Origin of the sequence: Methylocapsa palsarum, from assembly GCF_900114285.1 — a bacterium.
GTDB lineage: Bacteria > Pseudomonadota > Alphaproteobacteria > Rhizobiales > Beijerinckiaceae > Methylocapsa > Methylocapsa palsarum.
Genome location: NZ_FOSN01000017.1, coordinates 71,694 through 85,589, shown reverse-complemented (window position 1 = coordinate 85,589; position 13,896 = coordinate 71,694). Strand labels below are relative to the sequence as shown.

Below are 13,896 nucleotides of genomic sequence, written 5' to 3'. Positions count from 1 at the left end.
CGGCTGCGGTGAATGAACGCGGGCAAGCCTTCAGCGTCGGAACCGCCCTGACATTTGTCGCCATGCTTTGCGCGATTCTGCTCGCATCCAGAGCCCTGGACCAATGGTTTGGCGCGGCCGGCGTCATCGGAGCGGCAGTGGTCGCCGGCTTCATCGATACTCATTCGGCGGCGATCTCGGTCGCAACCCTGGTCGGCGCGGGAAAGCTGGCCGCGGGGAAGTCCGCGCTTCCTATTTTGCTCGCCCTCACGACCAACACGGCCACGAAGATCCTGCTCGCCGCCACGGCAGGCGGGTTCGCGTTCGCGAGCCGCGTTATTCCTGGCTTGATTCTCGTGATGCTCGCCGCCTGGGCCGGCTGGGCGATGCGCCCCGCATGATCAACTAGGCTGGCGGTCACGGCGCCAGGCAAAGCCCTGTTGCCTGTCTCTCATGTCGTTTGCGCCTTTTCACCGATCCTTTTTCGGTCGGCGCTCCGCTTTCAGCTTTTTGCCGGCCCGGCGGATTCGCTTGCGGCGATCAGCCGGGGCGGGCTTCGCAAACTGGGCACGCTGGCGAGGACGGGCGCGCGCACGTGGTGTTCGAGGGTTTCAGGCGTGAGATAGCCTCGCCGAAGCGCCTCCGACAAGAACGCGGTCGCGACCCCGGCGAACAGACTGAGGGCGATTCCGGCTCCTACGATCATCAGCCGAAGATTGTTGGGAGCGACAGGAACTTCGGCCGGCTGAATGACTCGGATATTGGAGGTCTTCTTCGCCATGACATCCTCCTGAAACATCCGCTCGTCCAGGGCCTTCATCACCTTGCTGTAATTGTCGGACACGAGCTTGCGCTGTCCGTCGAGACGCTCAAGCTCGAACTCCTTTTGATCGAGATTTTTTAATTGAGCGTCGAGTTGAGCAAGTTGGGTGACGTCCGTCGCGCGGCGTGCGGTGCTGGCCTGAAGCTCCTGTTGCGCCCGATTGCGGTCAACCTGCAGCGTATCCGATACGACAGGCCGGGTCCGGATCTGATTGCGGTAGGGGCCAGCGTCCTGCGGCGATTGTTCAAGCTCCTTCTGCAACACCGAAAGGCGCTGGGACGACTGGGCGATCGACCTTTCGGCCTGTTGCAGGTCCCGGGAGGTCTCTCCCTGCTGACGGAGCAGCAGGAGGCGCTGGTTGCTGTAATCGGAGATTTGATTGCTCTCTTTGTAATCGGAATAGTCGCGGGACACGCGATCGAGCTCCTTGCGCAACACTTTCGCCTGCTCCGCCACAAGATTTGACTGAACATCGCGGAGCAATTCCGTCCGCTTGTCGAAATACGCCTTGATTTGCGCATTGACGACGTCAGCCGCGATCTCCGGATCGCGATGGCGGAAGGTGACGACGATAATGTCGCCGGATTTATCGGCCGTAGCGGTCAGATCCTTGGCGAATCCCGCCGCGGCGAGATCAAGAGGATCGATCGCGCGGGGCGGATATTTCTGCACCCCCGCCATAGAAAACAACGAGCGGACGACAGTCCCGAACCATTCGGTCATTCGCGCGCGTAAGCCCGGCGGCTTCAGAGCGTCGGGATAGACGCGTTCAAGCCCGACGGTTTTCAAGGTCTCTTTTTCAAGAGCTGGACTGGTCAGGATCTCGACCTCGTCTTTCAGCACCGCATCGCGGTCGACGACAATCGACGCGCCCGATTTCGAGTCGTCTCCCGCCGCACGCGGAGAATAATCCGGAGACAAGAGCACAAGCAGCGTAGACTCGGCGACAAATGTCGGCCTGGAGGCGAGCGCCGCGGCAAACGCGATCCCGAGGACCAGCGCCATGTTCCGGAAAATGCGCCGGCGGTCCTTCACGGCCGCGGCCAGATAAAGTCGAAAAGACGAAGCTGACGCCGGCGCGCCGGAATCCGGCTCCGCAACGAAGTCGCCGCGCTGCCTGAGAGGCTCGCCGAAGCTCCGTCCGCCGCCGCGCTGTCGGATTGAATCATTCACCGGCTAAAACCTCCGTCAACGCTCATTTGGACGAAACGCCAGCCTGAGGCCCGGACTGAAACATTCCAGCTTTCGAATTTATTTTTGAAATAATGGCCCAAGAAATTTTGAAAAATTGACCCAAGAAATAGAGCGATCACTCTCATCATACTCGAATGCCCCCCTTAGCATAAGCCGGAAAGGGGGCTTCGTTCCGACGAACTCTCATCATTTATTCAATCGGCCAATAACCGGATGACTTCTACTAACCTCACCGACAACGCGCCTGCCCTATTCATTATAAAAGTCCGCCCGCGCGAGGATATTTCCGTCGTCGATACAGTAGAGCTTAAGAAAACTTCGGTGTGGCTGGAATCGCCTCGAGGCTTAACGGGCCGGATCGTTGCGAACATGTGCGTTATCGCACAACGCAGACCTAGAAAGGATTTCATATCCATGTCAGCTTGGTTTCATTTATCGGCTGAATATATTCATAATTCGATTCACGGGGTTCATTATGAAGATCGCAATGATCGGCTCTCGTGGCTTGGGCTCCAGCTACGGGGGGATTGAGCGCGTTTTGACCGAGCTCTGCCCGCGTCTCGCGGACCTTGGACACACCGTCGACGTGTTTTCGCGTCAGGATATTTCCTTCAACGGCGGCCCCCGGGTGCGCGCGATTCCAACGCCCTCCTTCGGCGGAAAATATCTGGAGACGATTACAAGGAGTTCTTTCGCTCTCGCGCGCGCGATGGGGCGTTATGACATCATTCATTTCCATGCCGTGGGTCCCGGCGTTCTCACTCCATTGACCCGGCTGTTCGGGCAGAAATCAATCGTCACCGTTCACGGCCTCGACCATGAGCGCGACAAATGGAACCTCGCCGCGAGAATGAGCCTGCGGTTTGCGGAAAGCGTCCTCGCGCATAACGCCGATCAGATTTCGGTCGTCTCGGAAAGCATGCGACGCTATTTCAACGAGCGTTACGATGCGCCCGCCGTTTTCATTCCGAACGGCAGTTCGCCCAAGCAAAGGGTCGCGCCGGGGCCGTTGCTGGAGAAATTCGGCCTCTCGCCCAACCGCTACGTGTTTTTCGCCAGCCGGCTGACTCCCGAAAAAGGGTGCCACGATCTGATCGAGGCGTTCAACACACTCGACACCGACATGAAGCTGGTGATCGCCGGGGAGCGCCGTAAGGTCAACAAAACCCGCGACGTCAGCGCGAGGGGCGAAGGCTCCGCCGAATATATCGATTCGCTGCGCGCCCAGGCGAATCCGGACCGTGTGGTTTTCGTCGGCCACCGGACGGGAGACGAACTCGCCGAATTGTTCAGCAACGCCTACCTCTTCGTCTTGCCGTCCTACCTCGAAGGGATGTCGATGGCGCTTCTGGAGGCGATGTCCTACGGCGTTCCTGCGCTCGTCAGCAATATCGCGGAAAACAGCGCCGTCGTAGGCGAACACGGGTTTTATTTCGAGAAGAAGGACGTCGCGGGTTTAAGGCTGGAGCTGAAAAGGCTGATTTCCAATCCGCAGCTTATCGAGCGGATGACGGATATTCTCGCGACCTTCGCGCTCCCGGACTGGGACGCCGTCGCGCGAAGCTATGACAAGCTCTATCACCGCGCCGTCCAGCAAGAAGAAGAGTTCGTCTCCATCGCAAGTCAGACTCCGCAATCATGAATCGCGCCGGCGCACTGCTCAGCGCGGCGTTGGAAAGGGCGCAGGCGAGCGTCCGGAGTTATGGCCGCGAAGCAGGTCTGGTTCTTGCGGCGCGCGTTCTTCAGAACATCAACGGCTTTTTGCTGTCGGTTCTGATCGTGCGCCGCTTCGGCCTTCCCGCCGCCGGAACGCTCGCCGTGGCGACCGTCGCGACCGTCGTGATCGCTCTCGTCGGCACCTTTGGCCTCACCTATGTGTTTGCAAGATCGGACACGCCGGAGAGCGAAAAAAACGCGCTCGGCCTTATGGCCGCCTGGGTCGTCATTCCCCTGAGCCTGCCCTTTGTGGCGGCGCTCGGCCTGATCGCCGGGCGCAATCTCGAAGAAGCGGCGGTGATCGCGCTGCTCGCCATGGCCGGGCCGTTTTTCGCCCAGGCCAACGTCGCCAACGCGCTTCAGGTTCTGCACGGACGCGCGTGGCAGTCGATCATCCCTCCGGCCGCGAATTTCATTGGCTTGATCGCGGCCGCGGCCTTCGCCCCCTCCTATTTGATGTTCGCCTTGCTGCTCGCGATGTTTCGCTTCGCCGGCACATTCGCGGCGTTTTTGTACATGCCGCGCACGCGGATCTCCTTCAACCATTTCTGGACGCATGTGCGCGCCGGCGCGCATTTTCTGACCGCCGATATCCTGAACCTCGGATCAGATCAATTCACCGTTCTGCTTGCGTCCTATGTCATGAGCCGCGCCGACCTCGGGCTGTTCGGTCTCTGCCGCCAGATGCTGACCGTCAGCGACACCCCCGGATGGTCCCAGATTCAGGCCAAATATCCCGCGATGGTGTCCGATCCCGCTCGGGCGTTTCCCGAACTGCGCCGCTCGATGCCGCGTCTTGGCGCGTTCTGCGCCCTCGGGGTCGCGGCGCTCACGGCGCCGCTCGGGCTTTTCGTCTACCGGTCCCCGCAGTTCATGTTTTTGGCGCCGCTCCTGCTCTCGAGCGTGCCGCTGCGCTACCTCCTCACGGTCCTGGACGCGCATCTGCGCGCGATCGGCGCGGTGATGAAAACCAATCGCGTGTCGCTGCTTCGCGCCGTGCTGGCGCTTGTCATCATCCCGGCCAGCGCATGGCTGGGCGGAGCGCTCGGCGCCATCCTTGGGACCATGGCCCACACCGCCCTCTCGGTATATCTGACGCGGCGCGTGAGCATGATCGAACCAGCGCCCGTCATCGACCGCCCGGCCGCCGAGGGAGCCGCTGTCGGATGAGAAATGACGCCCCAGCACTGGGCCAGTCCGCAAATCCGCGCCAAACCGCATTCGGCGCGCTGTCGAGGGACCAGATTTCCGAGGCGCAGGCTCGCCCGCGGAGCGCATTTGCGAAGCTGCGCCTTCGCGCCCGCGATCTCGGACGTTTGCGCGGCGCAGAATTGTACGACGGATTTCTCCGCTTCATCCCGATCCTGTGGGGCCTTGGCGCATTGACCCCGGCCGGCGCGTTGATGTTGGTCAAGCTCGCGGCCGAGCGCTGGCCGCGGGGCGTTCTCATCAATATCATCGTCTTCAGCTGGATCTTTATCGGCGTCTCGCAGGCTTGCGCGGCCATCCTCAACGGGATCGCCATCCGCGACTACGCCAAGGGTTTCGGCAATGCGTTCGGCTTTGGCGTCGTCGGATGGATTTTCGGCGCTCTCGCCATCGCGGCGGGCGCGGCGCATCGTCTCGACGGACCTCGGACGGTCCGCGCCGTCACCTGGGTCGGCGGATATATCATCCTTCTCGGGGCCCTCGCCGCCGTCGGCAGGCTCGCCGGGCTGCAGAATTTCCAGCTCTGGCCGACGCCGGTCGGGATGATCCTGCCGAAAAGCCCCTCGGTCTCGTTCTACACGGTCACGACCATCTTCCAGACCGAGGAGACGCTGGGCGAACTGTCGACCCGGCTGCTTTTGTTCTTTCCATGGACGACAGGGCTTGGCCTTGGCGGTCTCGCCATCGCCTTCATCAGCTTTCTGGAAGGCAGCCTCAAATGGCGTTTCATCGGCGTCGCCGGAGGCGTCGTCGCGGTGGTGTTCAGTTGGAGTCGCATCGCCATCGTCTCCATGCTCGTCATCGCCTTGATCCTGGCGTTCTTTCGCGCGCCGTTCCGCTGGCGGCTCGGGATCACGGGCGTCGTGCTGACGACTTATTTCTTCGCCGCGATGCAAGGGTTCGACCCCATCGACGCGGTCAAGAAGGCTCAGGACGGCGTCAACGGCGCGCGCGCCGGGTCAAGCCTCGCCCGCGAACTGATCTACACCAAAAGCTGGGAGGGCTTCCTCAAGTCTCCGATCATCGGAAACGGCTGGATCGGCGATTCCGTGCACAACAAGGAAACGCTTCCGATCGGCAGCCATTCGACCATCTACGGCCTCGCCTACACCGGCGGAGCGCCCACGCTCGCGGCGTTCGTCTTCGCCATGACGCTCACATTCGTCGCGCTGATCTGGCGGTTCCTGAGCTACGACTTCGACGATCCCCGCCGCAGCGGCGCGCTCGTCGCCATCGGTCTCATCCTCTGCCTTTTATCCTATTGCCGATACGAAGCGCTGTTCAACCTCACCCTCCCCTGCCTGTTCCTTTTCACATGGCTCGGCGCGACCCTGAGCGCCGAGCGTCCCGAACGGGCGCGGGCCGCCGCCGGCGGCGCGAATTTCCCGGCGACGTTGGGGGCTCGAGGAACGCGCGCCTTCGCGTTCAGTCCGGGCGCCGCGCGGCCCGTCGCATTTCAAAAGACCCGCTCGTATCGCGATTGGAAAAACGATGAGTGACACCGAGGCGAACGCCATCAAAGAGTTTGAGACGCTTCATGCTCTCCAGGACGGCGGCGGCCAGGCCGCGCCCCCGCTTCTCAGCATTGTCATCCCGACCTACAACGTCGAACCCTATGTTCGCGCCGCCGTCGATTCCGCCCTCAACCAGACCCTTCGCGACATCGAGGTGATCGTCGTCGTCGACGGCGCCACCGACGGCAGCCTCCAGGTTCTGGAGGCGATGCAAAAGGAATGCGACGATCCAAGGATGCGCATCATCTGGCAGGAAAACGCCGGTCTTTCCGCCGCGCGCAACACCGGCATTTTGAACGCGCGCGCCCCCTTCATCGGCTTTCTCGACGCAGACGACATCTGGGCGCCCGAAAAGGCCGCCTTGCAGGTCGCGATGATGCGGGAGGACAGCACGATCGGAATCAGCTTCAGCCACTCGGAATACCTGACCGAGGACGGCCGCCGCACCGGCTCGATCCTGATCGCCGGCAAGGCCCGGCCGTCCCTGCACGACATGATCCGCCGCAATCATGTCGGCAATGGCTCGACGCCCATCGTCCGGCAGGAATGCTTCGAGATGGCTGGTCTTTTCCGTCCCGAACTGCGCAGCTGCGAGGACTACGAGATGTGGTGCCGCGTGCTCGATCTGACGCCCTACCGCGCGCAATTGCTGCCGAAGCCGCTGACCTATTACCGTTTGCGCGAGAGCAGCCTTTCGTTCAATTCCGCGAAATTCGTGGAGAACGCCGATCGCGCGATCGCCTGCATCGCCAGCACGATGCCCGACGTCCCGGCTCAGGTGATCAACGCCGGCCATGCCGAACACTATCGCATCGCCGCCTGGAAGGCTCTCTCGACCGGGCGCCGCAAGGACGCCTTCGATCTCCTGAAACGCGCTCTCGCGCTTCATCCCGCGCTGATCTTGACCGATTGGCGCGCCCTTGGCACGGCCTTCGGCCTCCTCCTTCCGGAAGGCGTCCGAACCTGGCTCGCGGCAAAGGCGAAGGAGATGCAGCGGAACGCAAACGCCTCTTTGGCGGGTCCGTCGATCAAAAACGGGCTCGGCTGAGAGGTCTACGTTTCAATCAGGAGCGGCCTTGCTCCCGCCATAGCCGCCCAGCAGCCAGGAAACCGCACTCGCCGACCTTTTTTGCTCCCGAGATTTTTGGAAACGACGCGATGAAAGCCCTTTTGCTAGCGTTCTCGTTGAAGCAGCAATATCACGCGATGCGATGCGCTCAATTGGCCGGATACGAGGTTCATGTTCTCGGCAAGAACATGGCGCGCGGTCTGCGGCTGTCGCGCTATTGCGCCTCCTACCGGGAAATGGAATTCGTCCCCGGCGCGGCGCCTCTCGAGACGGCTGTAGAAGAAATCGCCAAAGCCGTCAGGCAAATCGGCGCGGACGTCGTCCTGCCCTCGGATGTCGTCTCGACGCGGCTCCTGACGTTGATTGCCGATCGGCTTCCGGTCCGCGCCTGTTCGTTGCCTGATCCCGTCACGTTCGCGCACCTCAACGACAAATGGTGGTTTTACAATTTCTGCAGAAAGGAAGATCTTCCGACGCCGGAGACATGGCTTTTTCAGACGTCGCAGGATCTCTGGAACGCTCTTCGCCATCAGGAAATTCCTCTTCCGCTGATCGTGAAGCCGACCAACAAGATGGGCAGCTCCGGGATTTTCGTCATCAGGACGGAAGCCGAGCTCGTCCGTCTCCTGACGGAAGACTATCGTCCTGTTCTCGCGCAGAGATACGTCGATGGGCAGGATTGCGGTTTCGCCATGGTTTGCGACCACGGCCGCGTCGTCGCCTACGGTTTCCAGCAGCATTTCAAGTGGGGCTATCGCTACGAGGACGATCCGCGCATCCGCTCGATGGCCGAGCGGATCGCGGCGGCGACGAACTATCATGGCGTCGCTCATTTCGACGTCAGGAAGGACGCCCTGTCGGGAGAACTGACCCTCATCGAGTGCAACCCGCGTTACTGGTACTCGATGTTCGCGCTCGCCCTCGCGGGGCTCAATTTCGTCGATCTCAGCCTCAAGACGGGGAGCCTTGATCCGGCAAATCCGCTTCGCATCGGCAAGGTCGATGTGTACGTGAACAAAAACCTGATCATGCGTTTCTTGTCCGGCAAGCCGGTCACCGCCTGCGACCGGCGCGTCCTGAATTACTACCTCAGCGATCCGATCCCGATTCTTTGCGAACGCCTCCGCCTCTGCCAGGACGACCGGCCGGGCATCGCCGGCTCGCTGGACGAACAGACCTCGGTCTTGTTGAACATGGCTCTTCCCGCAAACGAGAAAATTTCATGTGCGCTGGAGTAAATCAGTCCGCTAAGAACAGTGGCGACGTCGAGGCGATCGTCACTGACCTGTGGGACCGGGTGCTAGAGCGCGGACGGGCCGCCCACGAGGCGAGCATTCTCGATCTCAAAGTCGGCATGCTGCGGGTCTACCGGCTGCTGTCCGAAATTGGCAAGGCGACGGGGGTCGTCATCCCAATCACCGCGATGTTCAAGGCGGACACGCTTGCTGAAATGATCGACCTTGTCCGCTCCGGCAAGGCTCCGAAAGGTCAGGCTCTGGCGGAATTGAAGGAAGGCGAGGGAACCCCTCTCTTCATTTTTCCGGGTATCAGCGGGGTGGCGCTCGAACTCGCTCAACTAGCCCGCCTCATTGATTATCCCGGACCGATCTACGGCAATCAGCCGCGAGGCCTCGATGGCGATGCGCCGCCGCACACTACAGTCGTGGAGATGGCGCAACATCAGGTTGCGGCCATCAGGACCGAGCAGCCGCGGGGGCCTTACCGAATCGCCGGATACAGCTGCGGCGGCCTCGTCGCCATTGAGACGGCTAGACTGCTTCTGAACGAGGGGGAAACCGTCGAATTCCTCGGCCTGATGGAACCCTCCCTGCCGGAGTGGCAATGGCCTTTCGCGGCGCGGGTCGAGTTTTTTTGGCGCAGATGTAAGCATCACGCCAACACGATCCGCGGACTGAGCGCAACCGAGATCAAGGAATACCTCGTCTCGCACGCGGGTCCCGTGTTGGGCCGCGCGCGACGAATGCTTGGCGCCCGCCACGTTGGAACTTCTCCCTATCATCGCGAAGGCCTCCCGCCCGGCCTCGCCGAAACCCGAGCCGCAGGTTGGGCAGCGCTGCAGGCCCATCGCCTCGACTCCTATCCGGGGAAGGCGATTCTGTTTTGCTCGGAGCGCGGTAACCCGCTCGGGTGCAACGTCGCCATAGCCTACCCCGCCTTTTTGCAAGCGCATGACGTGTGTCCCTTCGGCGGGGACCACGCCGGAATGCTGCGGGAACCTCACGTGCATGAACTGGCCGCGCACATTTCGAACCGGCTGGCGCAAATTGACCTTTACGTCTCTTCACAGTGCTGCACAAAACATTGATCAAGAAAGCAACCGCGAGTCATGACATGAGCGAAAAACATTCGGCTGACGTTCTTCCCGGCGAGGCCCCCGCCGACTGGTGGAGCGCCAAGCGCAAGGCGGCGATCCGCATTTTCAGAAATGAGGGCGTCTCCGGAATCTGGAGGAAAATCGGAGCGGGAGGGCCGCTTGAAGCCTTAAGCCGCGTCGGCGATGAGATTCGCTGCATGCAATGCGCTCTGATCTGCTCGATATGGGACAAGCGTCATCATACTCAGACCTCCGGTCTCATCGGAATGGAGCAGGTCTCTGTCGTTGGCTCCAACAAGGAGCACGGCACCGCCATCGTCTCGATTTCGCCGCGCATGTTCAAGTTTTTGACGAGGTTTTTTCCCGTTGACCGGTCAAACGCCACCCTGGTGGATTTCGGTTCGGGAAAAGGCAGGCTCGCGCTTCTCGCCTCGACCGTCGGCTTCAGGAAGGTGATCGGCGTCGAATACTCGCCATTCGCTCACAACATTGCTCAGGAAAATCTGAAAAACTTTCGCGCGGGCGGCGATGGAATGAGCGAATGCGTTTTCATCAATGCGGACGCCGTCGATTTTCAACTTCCGACGCAGGGTCCGCTCATGCTGGTCTTCAACAATCCCTTCGGACTGGAGGTCTGGAGACGCGTCCTGCCGAACATCGTGTCCCACAGAAAGGAGACCGGCGAAAACATCCGGCTCCTGCTCAGCGGAAGCATGCCCGAAGTTCTTGCGCCGGTCGTCCAGTTCGTCCGCGAATCCGGACATTTCACCGAGGCCGCGCAGGGCGTCTCGCCATTGTTCATCGATTCATATTCGCGATATTATTACTGGGTGTTCGATGCGGCGTAGAGCATATTCCGATTGGAGTGAATCACTCCAATCGACAAGAATATGCTCAAGTTTTTGTCTCTGGAGCGATTTCTGGCGCCAGGAGGGCGCGTTCAGTCCCGCCGGTCAAGCCAGCGGGGGATGTAGTTCTTTTGCTGATTGAACACCATGCCGATGATATTGGCGTCGAACCGCTCGAGCGCCCGTTTCGTCTGATCGATCACAGAACGGGCGGTCGTCTCCGCCGCGACGACGATGACCGTGCCGTCGCAATATCGTGCGAGCGCCAGGGATTCCGGCGCCTGGATGGCGGGCGGGCAATCGAGGACGATGACCGGAAAGCTCTTCGCCGCCAGCTCGAGCAGCCTGCGCAGATCGGCGGCGTCGATACCGAGTCTGGCGTCCTCGGCGGTGGAGAGACGGGCTAGTTTGATCCTTTGATGATCCGCCGCTGTTCGAATGGCGGCGTCGATCGAGCCCGTCTCGTGGAAGGCGTCAATCAGGGAGGGCGGCTGCGTGGCGGCGCCCGACGCCGGGTTGCAGTCGATCAAAAGAATTTGCTTCGTGCGCTGCGAGGCGGCAATCTCGACGAAACTCGCGGCGATGGTGCTCACGCCTTCGCCGGGAACAGAGCCGATGAATTGCAGGATATAGGGCTGATCCCGCGCGTTCAGACTGTTGATCGCGTGAAACAACTGGACGAGTTCTGGAATTCGCAGCGCCGGAGTAGGATTGCCCCCGGGGACCGGCGGCGCCGGCCGCTCCTCCGAAATCAACGGGACTTTCGCGCGTCCCAATGTTCCGACGGCTTCGATGATAGCCTTATTCGTTGAATGCAACCGCTGGAAAAGGCCCACGTCAAAAGGCTCCCAAGTCAAAGAATGGCGCAGGGATACACGTTGAATTCCAAGAATCTGAATCGAACATCCAAAAATCGAATTTCAAAGCCGGCCGAGCGATTTCTGATCGATCGCATGACTTCATGCGATCGGAAAGCGCTCCAGTCGCGAACGAAGCGGAACATGTGATTGTCCATGCCGGCGACATCATCGTTCCGAGATCTGTCCGAGGACTTTGCCGGGGTCGATTGGATTGATTCAATCCGATCGGAATATGCTCTAGCCGAACCCTTGAATTGGGTGAATATTTCGATTAGGTTATGTATGTTTTTATGATTTGCAATGCAATCAACTTACAACCAAAAATCTTGCAACTTACAACCAGAAATCTTGTCGATTTATCTTTTAATTTCGTTTTCAACCTGTCTTTGATGGTCGGTGGCGCGCCAAGAGCGCGCTGCAGGGCTCCCGTAAGTCAGAGCAGGATTCGTCCAACCAGAATGAGACGCAAATGGCGGTTCTTGTCACCGGCGGCGCCGGCTATATCGGCGGCCATATGGTTCTCGCTCTTCTCGACGCTGGCGAGAAGGTGGTTGTTCTTGATGATCTTTCAACAGGATTTCGCTGGGCGACGCCGGAGGCGGCCGAATTCATCCTGGGCGATTTCGGCGACGCGGCCCTGATCGATTCGATTCTCGCACGGGGCGACATCGACGCCATCGCCCATTTCGCGGCGAAAATCGTCGTGCCGGAATCGGTCACGAACCCGTTGCTCTATTATGAAAACAACACAGCGAAAGCGCGCATCCTGCTTGAATCCGCGGTCCGGAATCATGTGCCTCATTTCATCTTTTCCTCGACTGCGGCGGTCTATGGCGAACCCGCGTCCAATCCCATCTTCGAAACGGATGCGCTTGCGCCGATCAACCCTTACGGACGCTCGAAGCTCATGGTCGAGTGGATGCTCCAGGATGTGGCCAAAGCGCATCCTCTGCGCTTTGTCGCGCTAAGATATTTCAATGTCGCGGGCGCCGATCCAAAAGGGCGTCTTGGCCAGTCGACGCCGCAGGCGACTCATCTCATCAAGGTCGCCGTTCAGGCCGCCCTCGGACATCGCGACGGGCTTGATGTGTTCGGCGTCGATTACCCGACGCGCGATGGATCATGCGTCCGCGACTACATCCAGGTCACGGATCTGATCGAGGCTCATCTTCTGGCGCTCCGCCATCTTCGCAAAGGCGGCGACAGCCTCACCTGCAATTGCGGCTACGGCCGGGGATTCTCCGTGCTCGAAGTCGTCGAGGTGGTGAAACATATCTCCGGCGTTGATTTCGAGGTGCGCATCGGCGCCCGCCGCGCCGGCGATCCCGCCGCGCTCGTCGCAGGCGCCGACCGCGTCAGGGACACGTTGGGCTGGCTCCCCAAATTTGCCGATCTCGCGACCATCGTCCGGCAGGCGCTGGATTGGGAGCGGCGTCTGCACAACCTGACCCTCGGCCGATCTTAGCGGCGCCCGAAAGCGCGCCGTTTTTTTAATGACCAGGTCTCGCTTGAATGATCAGGTCTTGCTTGAATGACCAGGTCTCGGCTTTAGGCGACCACCCGCCAGGGTTGTGTCAGGACGCGCCCGATGCAAGAATGGCGCACAGATTTTGTAGGCTCTCGATCGACGCCGAAAGCCGAAATGTTGTTACCTGATCGAATGTCATAACGTCGCCCGAAGTCCAGCTGGCGCGGCGCAAGACTGATCGCAGTCTTCCGACGCACCGGCTCATGATAAATGGTCTGGGGCTGATACGATGATTGACGAGATCGAACTGGGGCTTCTCGCATCCGCCGACAGCCCGACCGGCGCGATGAGCCGCCGAGCGCTCGGCGACCGGACCAATCACGAAATCGGCCGGGCCTATCGGTCTGGGCGGAAGCTCGGCTGTGCGCTCTGGACCCCTTCAAGGCCATCGGCGGCGCCTATGCCATGCGTCGGCGATCGCAGCTTTAATACGCCGTCACGATGCTCAAGGCGGAGCTTCGAGCGTGCGAATTCATCGGTCGGATGGGCGGCGATGAATTCGCGGTCGTTTTCCCCGAAACGACGTTTGCGACGGCGCTGGAGTTCGCCGAGCGGATGCGAAGCAAACTCGCGTCGACGCCGATCGACGTCGCGGGACGGCGGATTTCCGTCGCCCCAGGCGTCGGCGTCGCAGATAGGTCCGGCGGGAAAGCGATGACCTTTTGCGCCGCGCGGATCTGGCGATGTACAAGGTGAAGACGAACGGCCGAAATCGTATTGTAGGTTATAGTGAAGACGCTCTCGATGTCGTCGGCAGGTCGCCGCCGTGAACTTTGACCCGAAGGGACAGGAGCCGGAACATGCGCGAGCATCGCGACAGA

Annotated in this window: 12 protein-coding genes; 10 read left to right on the top strand and 2 right to left on the bottom strand. The window is 60.7% G+C overall.

The genetic code is table 11. The features are described 5' to 3' along the window. Positions 1–380, top strand: a 380-nt coding sequence (locus BM177_RS16020) for a DUF4010 domain-containing protein (RefSeq protein WP_139223671.1), incomplete at its 5' end; no start/stop codon positions are given. Between the two features lie 101 nt (positions 381–481). Here the strand turns inward: BM177_RS16020 and BM177_RS16015 are convergent. Next, the gene (locus BM177_RS16015) at positions 482–1,975 is read right to left on the bottom strand and encodes a GumC family protein (RefSeq protein WP_091685543.1); all 1,494 of its coding nucleotides are present in this window, start codon (positions 1,973–1,975) and stop codon (positions 482–484) included. Between the two features lie 496 nt (positions 1,976–2,471). Here BM177_RS16015 and BM177_RS16010 point away from each other — a divergent pair, with 496 nt between their 5' ends. From BM177_RS16010 to BM177_RS15985, 7 genes are all read left to right on the top strand, one after another. Next, positions 2,472–3,638 carry a glycosyltransferase family 4 protein gene (locus tag BM177_RS16010; RefSeq protein WP_091685541.1) on the top strand — a complete coding sequence of 389 codons (1,167 nt, stop codon included), beginning with the start codon at positions 2,472–2,474 and terminating at the stop codon, positions 3,636–3,638. Next, positions 3,635–4,882, top strand: a complete 1,248-nt coding sequence (locus BM177_RS20155; protein WP_175492649.1) for a lipopolysaccharide biosynthesis protein — start codon at positions 3,635–3,637, stop codon at positions 4,880–4,882. Before BM177_RS16010 ends, BM177_RS20155 begins: the two co-directional genes overlap by 4 nt. After that, positions 4,879–6,420, top strand: coding sequence for an O-antigen ligase family protein (locus tag BM177_RS20150; protein ID WP_175492648.1), 1,542 nt, complete (start codon positions 4,879–4,881; stop codon positions 6,418–6,420). Before BM177_RS20155 ends, BM177_RS20150 begins: the two co-directional genes overlap by 4 nt. Further along, on the top strand, positions 6,413–7,483 hold the full coding sequence (locus tag BM177_RS16000; RefSeq protein WP_091685537.1) for a glycosyltransferase family 2 protein: 1,071 nt from the start codon (positions 6,413–6,415) through the stop codon (positions 7,481–7,483). The genes BM177_RS20150 and BM177_RS16000 overlap by 8 nt, the downstream gene beginning before the upstream one ends. Positions 7,484–7,593: 110 nt before the next feature. Beyond that, a complete protein-coding gene (locus tag BM177_RS15995) occupies positions 7,594–8,742 on the top strand; it encodes an ATP-grasp domain-containing protein (protein ID WP_091685534.1) in 1,149 nt (382 codons plus the stop codon). Then, the gene (locus BM177_RS15990; protein ID WP_091685531.1) at positions 8,727–9,830 is read left to right on the top strand and encodes a thioesterase domain-containing protein; all 1,104 of its coding nucleotides are present in this window, start codon (positions 8,727–8,729) and stop codon (positions 9,828–9,830) included. Before BM177_RS15995 ends, BM177_RS15990 begins: the two co-directional genes overlap by 16 nt. 26 nt (positions 9,831–9,856) lie before the next feature. Next, a complete protein-coding gene (locus BM177_RS15985; RefSeq protein WP_139223670.1) occupies positions 9,857–10,687 on the top strand; it encodes a methyltransferase domain-containing protein in 831 nt (276 codons plus the stop codon). 92 nt (positions 10,688–10,779) lie between these two features. Here the strand turns inward: BM177_RS15985 and BM177_RS15980 are convergent, their stop codons facing one another. Further along, entirely contained in the window at positions 10,780–11,523 is a 744-nt protein-coding gene (locus BM177_RS15980) for a P-loop NTPase family protein (protein WP_139223669.1), read from the bottom strand. Positions 11,524–12,016: 493 nt separating this feature from the next. Here BM177_RS15980 and galE point away from each other — a divergent pair, with 493 nt between their 5' ends. Together galE and BM177_RS15965 are read left to right on the top strand one after the other, a co-directional pair. Beyond that, a complete protein-coding gene (gene galE, locus BM177_RS15975) occupies positions 12,017–13,012 on the top strand; it encodes a UDP-glucose 4-epimerase GalE (RefSeq protein ID WP_091685525.1) in 996 nt (331 codons plus the stop codon). Positions 13,013–13,516: 504 nt separating this feature from the next. Next, positions 13,517–13,771, top strand: a complete 255-nt coding sequence (locus BM177_RS15965; RefSeq protein WP_091685520.1) for a GGDEF domain-containing protein — start codon at positions 13,517–13,519, stop codon at positions 13,769–13,771. Positions 13,772–13,896: the final 125 nt, after the last annotated feature.